The sequence below is a fragment of the Streptomyces sp. NPDC006691 genome (genome assembly GCF_042869955.1).
In the GTDB taxonomy this organism is placed as follows: Bacteria; Actinomycetota; Actinomycetes; order Streptomycetales; family Streptomycetaceae; genus Streptomyces.
In genome coordinates, this window is record NZ_JBIAGW010000003.1 from 274,927 (window position 1) to 291,717 (window position 16,791).

At 72.6% G+C, this 16,791-nt stretch carries 17 protein-coding genes and 1 pseudogene; 11 read left to right on the forward strand and 7 right to left on the reverse strand.

Going from position 1 to position 16,791, the window contains the following annotated elements:
* Positions 1 to 36: 36 nt before the first annotated feature.
* From ACFYNP_RS08040 to ACFYNP_RS08050, 3 genes and pseudogenes are all read right to left on the reverse strand, one after another.
* Positions 37 to 348: pseudogene (locus tag ACFYNP_RS08040) on the reverse strand (small hydrophobic protein).
* Positions 349 to 400: 52 nt separating this feature from the next.
* Complete coding sequence (locus tag ACFYNP_RS08045) at positions 401 to 769, reverse strand: peptidase inhibitor family I36 protein (protein WP_388407897.1); 369 nt, start codon at positions 767 to 769, stop codon at positions 401 to 403.
* Positions 770 to 932: 163 nt separating this feature from the next.
* Entirely contained in the window at positions 933 to 2,531 is a 1,599-nt protein-coding gene (locus ACFYNP_RS08050; protein WP_388783650.1) for an MFS transporter, read from the reverse strand.
* A 116-nt stretch (positions 2,532 to 2,647) separates the two neighbouring features.
* Here ACFYNP_RS08050 and ACFYNP_RS08055 point away from each other — a divergent pair, with 116 nt between their 5' ends.
* The 5 genes from ACFYNP_RS08055 (at position 2,648) to ACFYNP_RS08075 (ending at position 7,849) form a co-directional block, all read left to right on the forward strand.
* The gene (locus ACFYNP_RS08055; RefSeq protein WP_388783652.1) at positions 2,648 to 3,319 is read left to right on the forward strand and encodes a TetR/AcrR family transcriptional regulator; all 672 of its coding nucleotides are present in this window, start codon (positions 2,648 to 2,650) and stop codon (positions 3,317 to 3,319) included.
* A 215-nt stretch (positions 3,320 to 3,534) separates the two neighbouring features.
* Entirely contained in the window at positions 3,535 to 4,746 is a 1,212-nt protein-coding gene (locus ACFYNP_RS08060) for an alpha/beta hydrolase (RefSeq protein ID WP_388783655.1), read from the forward strand.
* A gap of 129 nt (positions 4,747 to 4,875) precedes the next feature.
* Positions 4,876 to 5,742, forward strand: coding sequence for a DUF4429 domain-containing protein (locus ACFYNP_RS08065; protein ID WP_388407886.1), 867 nt, complete (start codon positions 4,876 to 4,878; stop codon positions 5,740 to 5,742).
* 119 nt (positions 5,743 to 5,861) lie between these two features.
* Complete coding sequence (locus ACFYNP_RS08070) at positions 5,862 to 7,166, forward strand: sensor histidine kinase (RefSeq protein ID WP_388783658.1); 1,305 nt, start codon at positions 5,862 to 5,864, stop codon at positions 7,164 to 7,166.
* Positions 7,163 to 7,849 (forward strand): response regulator, encoded by a 687-nt coding sequence (locus ACFYNP_RS08075; protein ID WP_388407880.1) that lies wholly within the window; start codon positions 7,163 to 7,165, stop codon positions 7,847 to 7,849. Before ACFYNP_RS08070 ends, ACFYNP_RS08075 begins: the two co-directional genes overlap by 4 nt.
* 141 nt (positions 7,850 to 7,990) lie before the next feature.
* Here ACFYNP_RS08075 and ACFYNP_RS08080 read toward each other — a convergent pair whose 3' ends face one another.
* Positions 7,991 to 8,329 carry a DUF6234 family protein gene (locus tag ACFYNP_RS08080; protein WP_388783661.1) on the reverse strand — a complete coding sequence of 113 codons (339 nt, stop codon included), beginning with the start codon at positions 8,327 to 8,329 and terminating at the stop codon, positions 7,991 to 7,993.
* A gap of 200 nt (positions 8,330 to 8,529) precedes the next feature.
* On the opposite strand from ACFYNP_RS08080, the gene ACFYNP_RS08085 reads away from it, so the two are divergent.
* The 3 genes from ACFYNP_RS08085 to ACFYNP_RS08095 all read left to right on the forward strand — a co-directional run bounded on the left by ACFYNP_RS08085 (position 8,530) and on the right by ACFYNP_RS08095 (position 11,111).
* Positions 8,530 to 8,700 carry an HGGxSTG domain-containing protein gene (locus ACFYNP_RS08085; RefSeq protein WP_388783664.1) on the forward strand — a complete coding sequence of 57 codons (171 nt, stop codon included), beginning with the start codon at positions 8,530 to 8,532 and terminating at the stop codon, positions 8,698 to 8,700.
* Between the two features lie 162 nt (positions 8,701 to 8,862).
* On the forward strand, positions 8,863 to 9,906 hold the full coding sequence (locus ACFYNP_RS08090; RefSeq protein WP_388407875.1) for an alpha/beta hydrolase: 1,044 nt from the start codon (positions 8,863 to 8,865) through the stop codon (positions 9,904 to 9,906).
* Complete coding sequence (locus ACFYNP_RS08095; protein ID WP_388783667.1) at positions 9,903 to 11,111, forward strand: acyltransferase; 1,209 nt, start codon at positions 9,903 to 9,905, stop codon at positions 11,109 to 11,111. The genes ACFYNP_RS08090 and ACFYNP_RS08095 overlap by 4 nt, the downstream gene beginning before the upstream one ends.
* Before the next feature lie 17 nt (positions 11,112 to 11,128).
* On the opposite strand, the gene ACFYNP_RS08100 is transcribed toward ACFYNP_RS08095, so the two are convergent.
* Positions 11,129 to 12,157 carry an aldo/keto reductase gene (locus ACFYNP_RS08100; protein WP_388783669.1) on the reverse strand — a complete coding sequence of 343 codons (1,029 nt, stop codon included), beginning with the start codon at positions 12,155 to 12,157 and terminating at the stop codon, positions 11,129 to 11,131.
* Between the two features lie 6 nt (positions 12,158 to 12,163).
* A complete protein-coding gene (locus ACFYNP_RS08105; RefSeq protein ID WP_388407869.1) occupies positions 12,164 to 12,637 on the reverse strand; it encodes a MerR family transcriptional regulator in 474 nt (157 codons plus the stop codon).
* A gap of 197 nt (positions 12,638 to 12,834) precedes the next feature.
* Here ACFYNP_RS08105 and ACFYNP_RS08110 point away from each other — a divergent pair, with 197 nt between their 5' ends.
* Entirely contained in the window at positions 12,835 to 13,653 is an 819-nt protein-coding gene (locus ACFYNP_RS08110; RefSeq protein ID WP_388407867.1) for a serine hydrolase domain-containing protein, read from the forward strand.
* A gap of 145 nt (positions 13,654 to 13,798) precedes the next feature.
* Here ACFYNP_RS08110 and ACFYNP_RS08115 read toward each other — a convergent pair whose 3' ends face one another.
* Positions 13,799 to 14,458, reverse strand: a complete 660-nt coding sequence (locus ACFYNP_RS08115; protein WP_388783672.1) for a pirin family protein — start codon at positions 14,456 to 14,458, stop codon at positions 13,799 to 13,801.
* A 116-nt stretch (positions 14,459 to 14,574) separates the two neighbouring features.
* Between ACFYNP_RS08115 and ACFYNP_RS08120 the strand changes: the two genes are divergently transcribed.
* The gene (locus ACFYNP_RS08120; RefSeq protein WP_388783674.1) at positions 14,575 to 15,771 is read left to right on the forward strand and encodes a PucR family transcriptional regulator; all 1,197 of its coding nucleotides are present in this window, start codon (positions 14,575 to 14,577) and stop codon (positions 15,769 to 15,771) included.
* Positions 15,772 to 15,860: 89 nt separating this feature from the next.
* Positions 15,861 to 16,781, forward strand: a complete 921-nt coding sequence (locus ACFYNP_RS08125; protein ID WP_388407843.1) for an ACP S-malonyltransferase — start codon at positions 15,861 to 15,863, stop codon at positions 16,779 to 16,781.
* Positions 16,782 to 16,791: the final 10 nt, after the last annotated feature.

Genomic DNA, 16,791 nt, shown 5'->3' on the forward strand with positions numbered 1-16,791 from the left:
GAGGGGCCGCCACCCTTCGGTCGTTCCACGGCACGGTCAGCACATGCCGTTGCCCGAGGAAGCCGCCGCCATCAGCGCTATGACGGCCAGAACCGTGTCGGTGGCTCCGAGGACCACGGCTACCAGGGCCGGCGCCGAGCCGCTGTTCCAGCGGCGTCCCATCGCCAGCCAGCCGCAGGCGATCGCCACCGGACCGAGCACGATCCCGAGGACGAAGAATCCCGCGACCGCGCAGACCAGTCAGACGATGGCCGGCGTCGCGCGGTCCGGCCCGGTCCGGGGCCTCATGCGGTTCCGTGACCGGGGGGTCCTGCGCGTAGAGGTGCTGTGTCCGAAGCCCGCCGGCATCACTCCCTGAAGGTCGGTCGACTCGGCCTCCTTGAGAGTCGGGTACCACGGCTCAGCTCTCCCACACCTTGAACGCCCTTACCCGGTAAGGAACTTGGGGCACCCAGGTGCCGCCACCCGGATATGTGTCGAACTCGGCCGTCTCCTGGCACTCGTCGGACTGGTACGCGGTGACGGGCCGGCCCGTGCGGTTGGCGAGGGACTGGACGTCGGTGCCCGGGGGCAGCGGGGTGCAGCTCTCGATGTCGATGCGCGTCAGGTCGTACACCTGCCGCGGCCCCTTGAAGGCGGCCTTCGTCCACAGGCACAGCTCGCCCGGCGCGCAGTCGCCGATGCGCGGGGCCGCGGCGGCCGGGGCGGCCCCGGGCAGCAGGAAGGCGGTGGCGGCGAGCAGGGCGAGCGTGGTCGTCGTTGTACGCATGAGAGGTCAACCCCCGTGTCGATTCGATCAGTTGGAATCGGAAAACGGCTGGCGCACGGGGTCGGTTCCGCGCCGCGGGGCCTGCCGCGCACAACCATCCGAATAGGTGAAAGCCCCGCCGGATCGTGTCCGGCGGGGCTTTCGGGTACGGGAGTCGACGGGATCAGATGTGACCCACGCCCGCGCCCGCCTCGGCGTTGACACCGCGCTTGGTGAACATCGCGACCGCGGCGGCCAGGACCGCGACGACGCCGGCGACGGTGAAGGCCGTGCTCATGCCCGACACGAACGTGTCGTGCGCGACGCCCGCGATCCTGGCCGCGATCTCCGGCGGAGTGTTCGGCGGGACCGGGCCCAGGCCCACCTCGACGGCCTTGGACAGGTCCGAGGTCTGCCCGGGCGTCATGGGCGGCAGCTTGGCGGCGGCCCAGTTGTCCGGGAGCCTGGAGGTGACCTCGGAGGACATCACGGCGCCGAGCACCGCGGTGCCGAGCGAGCCGCCGACCTGCATGCCGGCCTGCTGGAGACCGCCGGCGACACCCGACAGCTCCAGGGGCGCGTTGCCGACGATGACCTCGGTGGCGCCGACCATGACCGGGGCCAGGCCCATGCCGAGCAGCGCGAACCAGATCGACATGGTGAAGGTGCCCGTGCCGATGGTGAGGCGGGACATGCCGAACATGGCGACGGCGGTGCAGACCATGCCGCCGACCAGCGGGACGCGCGGGCCGAGCTTGGTGATCAGGGCGCCCGCGATCGGCGAGGCGACGATCATCATGCCGGTGAGCGGCAGCAGGTGGAGACCGCTGTCGACGGCCGACATGCCGTGCACGTTCTGGAGGTAGAACGTGACGAAGAAGAGGCCGCCCATGAAGGCGAACGCCATCAGGATCATCAGGATCGTGCCCGCGGACAGCGGCACGGACCGGAACAGGCCGAGCGGGATCAGCGGCTCCTTGACCTTGGTCTCCCAGAAGGCGAAGAGCGCGAAGCCCACCACGGCGCCCGCGATGAGCAGCAGGATGCCGGTGCTGCCCCAGCCCCACTGCGACCCCATGATCAGGGCGTAGATCATGCAGAACATGGCACCCGAGAGCAGCACGATGCCGAGGACGTCGAAGGACTTCGGGGCGTTCTCGGCGCGGTGGTCGCGCAGGATCAGCAGGCCGAGGGCCAGGGCGATCAGGCCGACCGGCACGTTGATGAAGAAGACCGACTGCCAGTTGACGTGCTCGACGAGGACACCGCCGAGGATCGGGCCGCCCGCGGTGGAGGCGCCGATGACCATGCCCCAGATGCCGATCGCCATGTTCAGCTTCTCGGCCGGGAAGGTGGCCCGCAGCAGGCCGAGCGCGGCCGGCATCAGGAGCGCGCCGAACAGGCCCTGGAGGACACGGAAGGCGATGACGAAGGTGACGCTGTGGGAGAGGCCGATGGCCCCGGAGGCGGCGCCGAAGCCGACGACACCGATGAGGAAGGTCTGGCGGTGCCCGAACCGGTCCCCGAGCTTGCCCGCGGTGATCAGGGAGACGGCCAGGGCCAGCATGTAGCCGTTGGTGATCCATTGCACGTCCTGGAGCGAGGCTCCGAGGTTGTGCTGGATCGCGGGGTTCGCGATCGCCACGATGGTGCCGTCGAGCGCGACCATCATCACGCCGATGGCCACGGCGAAGAGCGTCAGCCAGGGGTGGCCGCGCAGCCCCTTGGCCGGCACCGGTATCTCGTCCTGTGGCGCCTTTTCGACGGTGGTCTGACTAGTCATGCGATCGAGGGTAGTGTCAGCCACTGACACTTGACCAATCATTTCACAAGTCGGTAGCTGTCAGGTAGCTCACAGCTAGACTGAACACGCCAGATTGACCGAAAGAGGACCCTGAAGTGACGGTGGAGCAGCGGCCGATCGCATCCGCGGGCGCGTCCGCGGGCGGCCTGCGCGAGCTGAAGAAGCAGCGCACCCGTGACGCCCTGCTGCGGGTGGCCCTGGAGCTCTTCACCACCAAGGGGTACGAGCGGACGACGGTCGACGAGATCGCGGACGCCGTCGACGTCTCCCAGCGCACCTTCTTCCGCTACTTCGCCAACAAGGAAGCCGTGGTCTTCGCGGCCCAGGACACCGTGGAGTGGCACTTCGTCGACGCGCTCCGCGAACGGCCGCCCGCCGAGGGCCCGTTCACCGCGATGCGCCGGGCGGCGCTCTCGGCCTGGGACAGCATCGAGGAGCGGCTCTCGCCCGTGGTGCCGGTCACGCTCTACATGCGGACGTACCAGGTGATCGAGTCGACGCCGGCGCTGCTCGCGATCCATCTGCGCCGCTCGGCGGAGCTGGAGGAGCACGTCGCGCGGCTCATCGCCGAGCGCGAGGGCCTCGACATCGACGCCGACCCCCGGCCCCGGGTGGCGGTGGCCGCCTTCACCGGGGTGATGCGGGTCGCGGGCGGCCTCTGGGGCCAGGGCGGGGACCCGAGCGTGACGGCGATCCGGGAGCTGACGGCCGGCTACCTCGACCACCTCGGCCCGGCGCTGGCCGACGACTGGCGCGAACCCGCCTGAGCCCGCGGCCCCCGGACGCGGGCCGCGGGCTTCCGGCCCGGCCGGGAGCGCTCTTCGGCCCTATGACGCACGTCTCCCGGACGTGCGGAACTCGCCACCCCGATCGCACACAGCGTGCGCCCGCGCGCGCTCTTGGTGAGACCACTCCCCGCTCAAACGTGATCTGAGTCACTGTCACCCCAGTGGACCTTCAGGGTCTCCTACTGTGGTCAGCAGTGACTTCCTTCGACTCCTCCCCCACACTGAACGCCTGGCGCGCGCTGCTCGCGCTCGCCGTCGTGTTCGTCATGCTCGCGACCTCCGGCTGGACGGCGATCCGCGGCCACTCCGGCGACTCCGAGCCCCGTGCCAAGGCCCTCGCCACCTGGGCCCGCGACACCATAGACGGCCACAAGCTGCCCAGGGCGGACGCCAAGGCCACCGAGCTCACCCGGTTCTTCGGCTCGCTGACCGCCGCCGAGCGCGACCGGCTCGCCGACCACTACCCGCTGGTCGTCGGCAACCTCAACGGCGCTCCCGTATCCCTGCGCTACCGGGCCAACCGGGTCGCGCTCACGGATGCCCGCGCGGTCGAGAAGAAACGCATGGTCGATCCCCGGCTCACCGCCGACGGCCGCCAGGACGCGAGCCGCCGCATGCACCGGTTCGACTCGCTGCTGGACGACGGCCGTCAGATCCTCGCCTTCGACCCCGCCGACACCGGCCGGGTCGCGGAGGTCTTCGGTGACCTGGACCGCGCCCAGCGGGTCTCGGTGATCGTCCCCGGTGTCGACACCAACGTGCTGACCTTCGAGAAGAGCAGCCGCGCCAACACCGCTCCGGTCGGCATGGCGGAGTCGCTGTACGCGGCCGAGCGTGCCGCCGCGCCGACGACCCGGACCGCCGTGATCGCCTGGGCCGACTACACCGCTCCGGCCGGTCTCGGCGTGGACGCGGCCATCGGCCGACTGGCCGAGGAGGGCGCCGTGCGGCTCTCCGCGATGGTGGGCGCACTGCCCGGGAAGTCCTCGGTCGAGCTGTTCTGCCACAGCTACGGCTCGGTGGTGTGCGGGGTCTCCTCGCGGGAGCTTCCGCCCCGCGTGAGCGACATCGCGGTGGCCGGCAGCCCCGGCATGCGGGTACGCAACGCCGCCCAGCTGGGCACCGGGGCCCAGGTGTGGGCGATGCGCGACAAGGACGACTGGATCCAGGACGTGCCGTACCTGGACGTGGCGGGGCTCGGCCACGGCGCCGACCCGGTCTCCTCGGCCTTCGGCGCGCGGATCCTGTCCGCCTCCGGAGCCATCGGCCACACCGGATACTTCGAGCCCGGCACGCAGAGCCTCGCCAACTTCGCCGCCATCGGAGTTGGCGCGTACCAGACGGTCGGCTGCGCCGCCTACGACACCGACTGCGGCAGCGGAATTTCCGCGCGTACGGCGGCTTGACGGGCACATCGACGCTCGGACGCGCGTAGAGGCCGCGCGATCGCCCGGACACCCGTCTTTCGCGGAGGGCGACAGCGGGGTTCCCTCCGAGGGGGGACGCGCGGGCGCGCGCCGCCTACGATGAGGCGCATGGGTGATGTGCTGGCCGGAATTCATGCCACCTGGGAGTTCGAGTCCGACTCCGTGCTCATCCGCTTCGAACGGGGGATCCGCGCGCCGAAGCTGTTCCAGGCGCTGCGCGAACGGCGCATCCCCCACGAGGCGTTGGAGTCGGTCTCACTGACCCAGGGCAAACGCGGCACCGTGGTGCTGCACGCGGTGCCGAGACCGGGCGCCGATCCGCTGATGGATGCCGCGGCGGGCCAGTTGAAGGAGTCCTGCGACCCCTACCGTCTGGTCCTGCCCGCCGAACGCGAGACGCTCGCCGAGTACTACGCGGACGAACTGCGCACCGCTCTGGTGCCCTACGCCGCGGAACCCGCCGACCGCCATCTGGTGGACGCGCCCGAGACCCCGCTGAACTTCAAGGCGTACGACGGCAGGGCCGCCTTCGACGGGCGGCAGGTCACGTTCCGCTGGTTCTGGACGGGCGCCTCGTCGGAGAAGTGGAAGGCCGGCGACCAGGCCTTCCCGATCGCCGCGCTGAGCGGGGTCGAATGGCGCTCCCCCGAAGTCTTCGACGGCCACCTGCGACTGCTGCGCCGGGACGCCGAGGGCGGCCCCGCGCAGGCCGACCGCGATCCGGCGTCCGTGGTCTTCGGCCTCGGCTACGGGCCCGTGCACGAGTCGCTGCCGTTCGCGGCGGCGGTCCTCGCGGCGGTACGGGGCGGCGGCGGGGCCTCGATCCCGTTGCAGGCGGTGCCGGTCGCGGCGGGGCGGCGCGACCCCGCCGACATCGCGGAAAGGATCCGCCACCTCGGTGATCTCCACCGGGCGGGTCTGGTCACGGACGACGAATTCAGCGCGAAGAAGGCCGAGTTGCTGGCGGAGCTGTAGGGGCGGCGCCCCCGGCGGCGGCCGGGGACCGGGCCGGGGACCGATACCCAGGTCCGGGGTGCGGGTGGCACCCCGGTATGACGCGCGGATGGCCCGGTCCTGCCTACGCTGGCCGGGCCATGAAGACCACACCCCTCTCGCGCCGCGCACGCGACCTGCTGCGGCCCCCGGCCGCAGCCACCCGGCCCCTGTTCGCGCGGGCACCCCGGCGCTGGCAGCGCTGGAGCCCGTACGTCGTCACGGGCGGCTTCGTGGCCGCGCTGCTGCCGGTCACCATCACCGTCCTGGCCAACGACTACCGGCTCGGCGGCGGCTGGGCCGGGGCGCTCGGGGTGGGCCAGACCGTACCGCTGCTGCTCGCCGTGACCCGGCCGCTCCAGGCCTGGGTGATCGTCCTCGCCTTCGACGTGCTGGGCGCGCTCCTGCTGTACGGGGCCGACACGACCGCGCGGGCCTGGCCGTGGACGCCGACGGTGATCGTCGGCTACCTGGTGCTCATGGCGGCCCTCGGGCTGCGCGAGCGGACGCGCACGCTGGTCACGGTGTGGCTGGTGACCGGCGCGGCCGGCCTCGCGCTGGGCGTCTTCCCGCCGGGCGGCTCCACCAGTACGTACGTCCTGCTGATCGTCCTGGCGGGCGTGGTGCTGGCCGTCACCGGCGCCGTGCACCAGCGCGAGGAGGCCGAGCGGCTACTGGCCGAGCAGGAGACCATCAGCGGGGCCGAGCGCGCGCGGCGCACCCTCCTGGAGGAGCGCGCCCGGATCGCCCGCGAACTGCACGACGTGGTGGCCCACCACATGTCGGTGATCACCGTGCAGGCCGACTCGGCGCCGTACCGGCTGACCGGGCTCGACGAGGCGGCCCGCGGGGAGTTCGCGTCCATCGCCTCCAGCGCCCGGGAGTCGCTGAGCGAGATGCGGCGGCTGCTCGCGGTCCTGCGCAGCGACGGGAGCGGCGAGGACGGGGGCGAGCGGGCGCCCCAGCCCGGGGTGGACCGCCTCCAGCAGCTGGTCGAGGCGACCGTACGCTCCGGTCAGCCCGCCACGCTCTCGCTGGCCGCGGACCTGCCCGCGCTGCCGCCCGCGGTCGACCTGTCGGCGTACCGGATCGTGCAGGAGGCGCTCGCCAACGTCGTACGGCACGCGCCGGGCGCCCCCACCCGCGTCTCCGTCACCGGTGACGAGCGGCATCTGACGGTGGTCGTCGTCAACGGCCCGGCGGCGGGCCGCCCTTCACCCCTTGAGACCACGGGGACGGGGCACGGACTCGTCGGCATGCGCGAACGCGTACGGTTGACCGGCGGCTCGCTGGACACCGGGCCGCTGCCGGACGGCGGCTTCCGGATCGCGGCACGCCTGCCCCTGGACGCCCCGTCGGCATCCGTCCCTCCCGCTGCCAACTCCCGCCCCGAGGACGCCCGTTGAGCCCCATTCGAGTGATCATCGTCGACGACCAGGCCATGGTGCGCGCGGGGTTCGCCGCGCTGCTCTCGGCGCAGGCCGACATCGACGTGGTGGGCGAGGCGCCCGACGGCCGCGAGGGGGTGGCCGTGGCCCGCGCCACCCGCCCCGACGTGGTCCTGATGGACGTCCGCATGCCCGAGATGGACGGGCTCGCGGCGGCCCGCGAGATCCTGGACCCGCCGGTGGGGGTCGTGCACCGCCCGAAGGTGCTGATGCTGACCACCTTCGACGTCGACGACTACGTGTACGAGGCACTGCGCGCGGGGGCGTCGGGGTTCCTGCTCAAGGACGCGCCGCCCGCGGACCTCATCGGGGCGGTGCGGGTCGTGGCGGCGGGCGAGGCGCTGCTCGCGCCGTCCGTGACGCGGCGGCTCATCGCGGACTTCGCCGCGCAGCGGCCGGCGCCGCGGCGGGGGCCGGCCGCGCTGCGCCTCAACGGGCTGACGCCGCGCGAGACGGAGGTGCTCGAACTGATCGCCCGGGGTCTGTCCAACCAGGAGATCGCGGGACGGCTGGTGCTGGCGGAACAGACGGTGAAGACGCATGTGGGGCGGGTCCTGGCGAAGCTGGACCTTCGGGACCGGGCCCAGGCGGTGATCTTCGCCTACGAGGCGGCCCTGGTCCGCCCCGGCGACCCGGGCTAGCCCGCGGGACCGCACCCCTCGAACCCTGTTCGGGGCTCCGTCCCGGACCCCGTATCGCGCCGGAACGGCGCTCGTCCTCGAACTCCCCAAGGCCTCAAGAGCGGCCGGGATTCCAGGGCCGGGAGCGGACGGGGCAGCGGATCAACGGCTTGCGGCCCGCCGACGCCGGCGGCGGGACCGGGCTCGGCCGATCAGGCGGCAGCTCTCCGTACCGGCCCCGAGCAGCAGGAATCCCGCGAGCAGGACCTGCGTCACGGCAGTCACCAGCAGCCCCACCCGGAAGGCCGTGAAACCGGCGGCTGCCAGAGCAGTGGAACCCGTCCACAGCACGAGCAGCAGTCTCCGTTCCGCGCCCGGGACCGGACGCCCCTGGGCTGCCCAGTCCTTGAAGCTCTCGACGAACCAGAAGGCGGCAAAGGCTGCCGTTTCCAGCAGGACCAGCACCATTCCCCAAGCGATGTCCGCGGCCAGCATGCGCATGCGCCCCAGCCTGCCCGACCGGCCCGTGCACCACCTGAGTACGGATACTCGACTCGCTTGCGCCCATGGGCAGTTGGGGCCAGTCTCCCTCATCGGCATGCGCCGGTGTGCACCCGTCACGGCACCGTCACGCCTTCCCTTCCCGCCGACGGCAGGCCACGGTTCCTGCAACTGCCGGACGCTCTGGAAGGAGAAGCGGCATGGCGAAGTGTGGAGCGCCGACCAAGGCCGGCGGGCGGTGCCAGCGACCAGTGGTGACGGGAACCTCTCGTTGCGCGGTCCATCAGGGGCCGTGGTCCGCGTACGGTCGCGCGCAGCAGCAGGAGAAGGAGGCCAAGGAGAAGAAGCGCAAGATACGGAAGAAGCGCTAGCCTCCACCGGCCTTCGGGGTGCCGCCGGGGTAGGGATGTCCCCCCACTCACCCCCTACCCCGGTAGCACCACCCACCCAGCCCCCCAGGGTGACGCCCGGCGCCCCACCCCCTCCCTACCTTCGCCCTCGTCAAGGAACGGGCGAGGAGAGGGAGTCGGGGCATGGGGCGGATCCGTAGGGCGCTGGTCGCGGGGGCGTTGGTGGTCGCGGGGGTCGCGGGGAGCGCGGGGTGGGCCGCGGGTGACGCGCAGGTGGCCGTCACCGGGCCGCCGCCCGGGACCGCCGCCTGGCGCGCGGACCGCGTGGACGGGGAGCCGTTGCCCGACCCCGTCGCCTCGACGCCTCGCCAAGTCGCGCGATTCATGGGCACGTTGAGCCTCGCTCAACAGCACGGCCTCGCCCGCCGCCACCCCCAGGTCGTGGGGAACCTCGACGGCGCCCCGGTCCCGCTGCGCTACGAGGCCAATCGGCTCGCCATCGCCGCCACGCACGACCCCCGCTACGCCCGGCTCGCCGCCCCCGATCGGCAGATCCTCGCCTTCGACCCGCGGGGACGGGGTCAAGTGGCCGAAGTTCACGGGGAGTTGGCGCATGCCACCCACGTGGCCGTCGTCGTGCCCGGGTCCGACATCGACGCCCGCACCTTCGACCGTACGAACGACCCCTACGGCACCCCCGCCGGCATGGCGGACGCGCTGCGCGGCGCCACCCGCGGCAAGGTCGCCGTGATCGCGTGGGCCGGGTACACCACGCCCGTCGGGGTGGGGGTCGACGCCGCGTCGGGGCGGCTCGCCGAGGCGGGGGCCGGGCGGCTCGCGCGGTTCACCGAGGGGCTGGACGCCGTCGGCGCACCCGACCCCGTGCTGTTCTGCCACAGCTACGGCTCCGTGGTGTGCGGGCTCGCCGCGCGGCACACCGACGCCTCGGACATCGTGGCGCTCGGCTCCCCCGGCATGCGCGCCGACAGCGTCGCCGACCTCGGCACCCGCGCCCGGGTGTGGGCCGCGAAGGACCCCTCGGACTGGATCGACGACGTACCGCACATCGAGTTCGCGGGACTCGGCCACGGCACCGACCCCACCGACCCGGCCTTCGGCGCCCGCCGCGTACCCGCCGCCGACGCCAAGGGCCACACCGGCTACTTCGCCCCCGGCACCGAGTCCCTCGACTCCTTCGCCGCCATCGCCATGGGAGACGTCCGATGAGCGGCTCCGCACTCGCCAGGGCCACTGCGGAGATCGAGCGGAAGACCCCGCCGCACCGCGACCGCGCCATCGACGGGCTGCGCGCCCTCGCACTGCTCGCCGTGCCGACCGGACATTGGCTGCTCGGCGGATTCACCCGGGACGGCTCGGGCGCGCTGCACAACGCCAGTCCGCTGTCCGCCTTCCCCGGGTTCGCCCCGGCCGGCTGGGTCCTCCAGATGCTGGGGATCTTCTTCCTGGTGGGCGGTTACGCGTCCGTGCTGTCCTTCCACCGGCGCAAGGGGCCGACCGGAGCGTGGCTCAGGGGGCGGGTCGCCCGGCTCGGGCGGCCCGTGCTCGGGGTCACCGCCGTGTGGGCCGCGATGATCCCCGCGCTCTACGCCCTCGGCGTCCCCCACGACACCCTGCGCACCGGCTCGACGCTCGTCATCCAGCCGTTGTGGTTCGTGGGCGTGTACGTCGTCGTCACCGCGCTCACGCCGTACTGCGTGCGGGCGGCGCGCGCGATGGGAGGCTGGGCCGCGGCTCCGCTGCTCGGTGTCGTCGCGCTCGTCGACTTCCTGCGCTACGGGCCCTTCGCCGGCTCCATGCCGTCCTGGCTGGCGCTCGTCAACATCCTGCCCGGGTGGATGTTCGCGTACCAACTCGGCGTCTGTTGGGGCGAGAAGAGGATCGGACGCCGGGGCGCGTGGCTGCTGTTCGGCGGCGGGGCGCTGCTCTTCGCCGCGCTGCTCGTCGTCTTCCACTACCCGGCGTCGATGGTCGGCGTACCCGGAGAGGCACGCACCAACTCGCATCCGCCGTCGCTGCTCGTACTCGCCCTCGCCTCGGCCCAGTCGGGCGCCGCGATCCTGTTGCGCGACCGGATCGCCGACTGGCTGAAGCGGCCCGCCCTTTGGGCTCCGGTCGTGGTCGTCAACCTGTCCGCCATGACCATCCTGTGCTGGCACCAGACGGCGATGCTCGCCGCGGCCGTCCCGGCCTCGTTCGCCGGCCGGGTGCCGGGTCTGACCACCGCGCCCGACACTCCGGCCTGGATCGGTGAACGGCTCGCCTGGATGCCGGTGTTCACGGTGCTGCTCGTGGTGATCGCCCGGTACGCGCGCGGCTTCGAGGCACCCTGGACCAAGACGACCGGGGCCCGCCGGGCAGCGGCCGGGCTGCTCGCGGCGGGCTTCGCGGTGTTCGCGCTCGGGCTGGCGTGACCGACCGGGGGCGCGGCCTACTGTTCGCGGGCCGCCGACGTGGAGGACATGTCGGGGTAGCGGTCGCCCGCGACCTGCCCGGCGATGGGCTCCAGGAGCGCCAGCTCCTCCGCGCTCAGGGTGATGCGGGTGGCCCCGGCGTTCTCCAGGAGGCGGCTGCGCTTGCGGGTGCCCGGGATCGGGACGACGGTCAGGCCGTGCACCTGGGCCCGCTGCTGCACCCAGGCGAGCGCGATCTGCGCGGTCGTCGCGCCGTGCGCCGCCGCGATCTTGTGGAGGGGTTCGAGCAGGGCGGCGTTGGTCACGGCGTTGTCGCCGGTGAAGCGCGGCTGGAACGTACGGAAGTCGCCCGCGCTCAGCTCCTTGCCCGCGTCCGCGAACGCCCCGGTGAGGAAGCCTCGGCCGAGCGGCGAGTACGGCACGAAGGTGACGCCGAGTTCGGCGGCGGCCGGCACCGCGCTGCGCTCGACGTCGCGGCTGAAGACCGACCACTCGGACTGGAGCGCGGTGATCGGGTGCACGGCGTACGCCTCGCGCAGCTCGGCCCCGGTGACCTCGCTCAGGCCGAGGTACTTGACCTTGCCCTCGGCGACCAGCTCGGCCATCGCGCCGACGGACTCCGCGAGCGGCACCTGCGGGTTGCGGCGGTGCATGTAGTACAGGTCGATGACCTCGACGTCCAGGCGGCGCAGGCTCGCCTCGACGGCCTTCTTGATGTAGGCGGGGCTGTTGTTGATGCCCCGGTGGGCGGGGTCGTCGGCGCGGCGCTCGATGGCGAACTTGGTGGCCAGGGTCACCTCGTCGCGGTGGACGGCGAGGAACGGGGCGAGGAACTCCTCGTTGGCGCCGAGGCCGTAGATGTCGGCGGTGTCGATGAGGGTGACGCCCGCCTCGACGGTCGCCTCCAGGGAGTCGCGGGCGGCGGCCTCGTCGGTGTCGCCGTAGAACTCGCTGATGCCCATGGCACCGAAGCCCTGGACGCCGATCCGCGGGCCTTCGGCACCGAGGCGGACGGTGCTGATCTTCTCAAGGGGGTTGTTGCTCATGGGTGTTCAGGCCCTTTCCGATTCCGACGCCTTGCGGGCGCCGGCATAAAAGTCGATCTTGTAGTCGAGTACGGCGAGCGTGTCGTGGAGCTCCGCCATGCGCGCTATGACGTCGCGCCGGGTCTGCTCCAGAAGCTCCTGCCGTGCCTCGAAGGTGTGCTCTCCCTCGCGGACGAGCTCGGCGTAGCGGACCATGCCGGCGACCGGCATCCCGGTGAGGCGGAGCTTGCCGACGAAGGCCAGCCAGTCCAGATCCTTGTTGGTGAACCGGCGCTGGCCGGTGTGCGAGCGGTCCACGTGCGGCATGAGGCCGATCCGCTCGTACCAGCGGAGGGTGTGCGCGGTGAGTCCGGTGCTCGCCACGACCTCGCTGATCGTGTAGCGGTCCTGCCCGTCGGGACGCGGATGGCGCGGCTCGGTCGCGCAGAGGTCCTGCCGGGCCCGCTCCATCGTCACCGTTGTGCTGTCGATCACCGTCATGTCCTCCACGCTAGAACCTTGGAGTGCACTCCAAGCAAGCGAAATGCGTGACGTTCTCGTGTCGTGTCGTCCCTCGCCTGCCCGGGCGCCCACGCCCGGCCCGGCGCACCGGCCCCCCGGGTGCCCCGCCCGGCCCCGGCGCACGGCCCCCAATCCCGCCCTGCGGCGCCCGTGCGGGGCCCACTAGGCTCGTACGCATGGACAGCCTGCGGATCATCGAGACCTGGCCCGTACCGACCGCCGCGGCGGCCGTGGTGCGCGCCGACGGAACGCTTGCCGGCACGCACGGACCGCTGTCGCACCGGTTCCCGCTGGCCTCCGTGACCAAGCCGCTCGCCGCGTACGCGGCCCTCGTCGCGTACGAGGAGGGGGCGATCGAGTTCGACGAGCCGGCCGGGCCGCCCGGCGCCACCGTCCGGCACCTGCTCGCGCACACCTCGGGGCTCGCCTTCGACGAGCACCGGGTGATGGCCCCGCCCGGCGACCGGCGGCTGTACTCCAACGCCGGGTTCGAGGTCCTCGGCGACCACATCGCCAAGCAGTCCGGCATCCCGTTCGCCGACTATGTGCGCCAGGCCGTGTTCGAGCCGCTCGGCATGAGCGCCAGCACCCTGGAGGGCTCGCCCGCCAAGGACGGCGTCTCGACCGTCGAGGACCTCGCGAGGTTCGCCGCCGAGGTGCAGGCTCCGCGGCTGCTCCACCCGGCCACGGTCGCCGAGGCGATGCATGTGCAGTACCCGGGCCTCAAGGGCGTACTGCCCGGCTACGGCCACCAGAACCCCAACGACTGGGGCCTCGGCTTCGAGATCCGGGGCGCCAAGTCCCCGCACTGGACCGGGAGTTCGTCCTCCCCGCGCACCTTCGGCCACTTCGGCCAGTCCGGTACGTTCCTGTGGATCGACCCGGACGCGGGCCTCGCCTGCGTCGCCCTCACCGACCGCGCGTTCGGGCCCTGGGCGGCCGAGGTGTGGCCCGCCCTGACGGACTCGGTGCTCGCCGAGTTCACCCGGAGCTGAGTCGGCTCGGCCGAGGGGCACACCGGACCGGGTCCGCGTAGACCGGGGCTCGCATCGAGCCGAGCCCGCGTAGACCGGGGCTCACACCGAGCCGGGTCCGCGTGGAACGGGGCTCACAACGAGCCGAGCCCGCGCGGAACGGGACTCACAACGAGCCGAGCTCCCAGAGCAGCACCTCGGTGTCGTCGTGCGCGGTCAGCTCCAGGCCGAGCGCCCCGCTGATCCGCGCCGAGTCGCCGGGCCCGAGCGTCTCCTGGGCCAGCCCCACCCGGCCGCGCACGACATGGACGTACACCCCGGGAGCGTCCGGCACGGCGGTGCGGCCGCCGGACGCCAGGCGGCGCACGTACAGCATCGCGCCGGCCGGGAGCACCGCGTAGGGCGTGGAGTCCGCGATGCCGCGTACCAGGTCGTACGACGGCTCGCCGCCGGGCTTCTTCGGGGCGAGCCACATCTGGAGGAAGACCAGCGGGCCGGGGCCCTCGTTGCGCTCCTCGTGCCGTACGCCGCCCGCGGAGCTGAGGCACTGCACGTCGCCGGGGCGCACCACGGTCGTGTGGCCCGCCGAGTCACGGTGGGTGAGCTCGCCCTCGATCACCCAGGTGAGGATCTCGGTGTGGCTGTGCGGATGCTCGTCGAAGCCCGCGCCGGGCGCGAGCCGCTCCTCGTTGCAGGCCAGGACCGGCCCGAACCGGAGGTTGTCCGGATCGTAGAACCGGCCGAAGGAGAAGGCGTGCAGGGACTCGATACCGACGTCGGGGTCGCCGCCCCGATAGCGCTCGTCACCGCGCCTGACTGAAATCACGCCCACCACGGTAGACCCGCGGGGAGACGGGGGCCGCTCCTCGCGCCACCCCGATCGCCCGCCGGGGCTCACCCCGCCCCGGCGGGCAGGCCCGCCGATAAGGCAGTCTTGTCCCCGTGCCAGCACCCGATCCCGTACACCCCGCGAAGAATGCCCATCCGCACGCCGCGACCCTGAAGCGTCTTGAGCAGTCCTCGGGGCGGCTCGCCGCGAACGCGATCGCCCGCATGGACGCGACGCTGCCGTGGTACCGGGCGATGCCGCCGGAGAACCGGTCGTGGATCGGTCTGGTCGCCCAGGCCGGTATCGCCGCGTTCACCGAGTGGTTCCGGCATCCCGAGACGCCCCAGGCGATCTCGACCGACGTCTTCGGCACGGCCCCGCGCGAACTGACCCGGGCGATCACGCTGCGCCAGACCGTCGAGATGGTGCGCACCACCATCGAGGTCATGGAGACCGCGATCGAGGAGGTCGCGGCCCCGGGTGACGAGTCCATCCTGCGCGAGGCGTTGCTCGTGTACGCCCGCGAGATCGCCTTCGCGACGGCCCAGGTGTACGCGCAGGCCGCCGAGGCCCGCGGCGCCTGGGACGCCCGGCTGGAATCCCTGGTCGTGAACGCGGTGCTGTCGGGCGAGGCCGACGAGGGCGCGGTGTCGCGGGCGGCGGCGCTCGGCTGGAACTCCCCCGACCACGTGTGCGTGGTGCTCGGCACGGCCCCGGACGGCGACAGCGAGCTGACCGTGGAGGCGATCCGGCGGGCCGCCCGGCACGCCAAGCTCCAGGTCCTGACCGGGGTGCTCGGCAACCGCCTGGTCGTCATCGCGGGCGGCAGCGACAACCCGCTCCAGGTCGCGAAGAGCCTGATCGGCCCGTATGCCGCGGGCCCGGTGGTGGCCGGGCCGATCGTGCCGGACCTGCTGGCCGCGACCCGGTCCGCGCAGGCCGCGGCGGCCGGCCTCAAGGCGTGCTCGGCCTGGCAGGACGCTCCCCGGCCGGTTCTCGCGGACGATCTGCTGCCGGAGCGGGCGATCGCGTCGGATCCTGCCGCGCGCGAGCAGTTGGTGGAGGAGATCTACAGACCGCTGGAGGAGGCGGGCTCGGCGCTCCTGGAGACCTTGAGCGTTTATCTGGAGCAGGCGAGCAGTCTGGAGGGCGCGGCCCGGATGCTGTTCGTCCACCCCAATACCGTCCGCTACCGGCTCCGACGTGTGACGGACGTCACCGGGTGGTCGCCGTCGGATGTCCGCTCCGCGTTCACGCTGAGGATCGCGCTGATCCTGGGGCGCCTGGCCGACGGAGATCCGCAGTCCTAGACTTTTGTCGGACACCCACAATTCCCCCGACGGTTCTTCGTCCCTGTCCCCACGGGCGGGCGGAGCCGTCCACAAGAGAGAGTGTGAGAGTGCTCGTACTCGTCGCTCCCGGCCAAGGCGCTCAGACGCCCGGCTTCCTGACTCCTTGGCTCGACCTCCCCGGCGCTGCCGACCGGCTCGCCGCGTGGTCGGACGCCATCGGTCTTGACCTCGTCCACTACGGCACGCAGGCGGACGCCGACGCGATCCGCGACACCGCCGTGGCCCAGCCCCTGCTGGTCGCCGCGGGTCTGCTGTCCGCCTCGGCGCTGGGCGACATCGCCGCCCCGGGCGCCGTCGCCGGGCACAGCGTCGGCGAGATCACCGCCGCCGCGTTCGCGGGCGTCCTGTCCGAGGAGGCCGCGCTCGGCTTCGTGCGCAAGCGGGGCCTGGGCATGGCCGAGGCCGCGGCCGTCACGCCGACCGGCATGGCCGCGCTGCTCGGCGGCGAGCCCGAGCACGTGCTGCCGCACCTGGAGAAGCTCGGCCTGACGCCGGCGAACGTGAACGGCGCGGGCCAGATCGTGGCCGCCGGCACCGCCGAGCAGCTCGCCGCGCTGGAGGCCGACAAGCCCGAGGGCGTGCGCCGGGTGGTGGCCCTCAAGGTGGCCGGCGCCTTCCACACGCACCACATGGCTCCGGCCGTGGCGTCCCTCGACGAGGCGGCGAAGTCCCTGGACGTCTCCGACCCGCGCTTCACTTACGTCTCGAACGCGGACGGCAAGGCCGTGGCGAGCGGCCAGGACATCGTGGCCCGCCTGGTCAACCAGGTCTCCAACCCGGTCCGTTGGGACCTGTGCATGGAGACCTTCAACGAGCTGGGCGCGACCGCGCTGATCGAGCTGTGCCCGGGCGGCACGCTGACCGGTCTCGCCAAGCGCGCCATGCCGGGTGTCAAGACCGTCGCCCTGAAGACCCCCGCCGACCTCGACGCGGCTCGTGCGCTCGTCGCCGAGCATGCATCCGCCTAAGGAGCCGAGA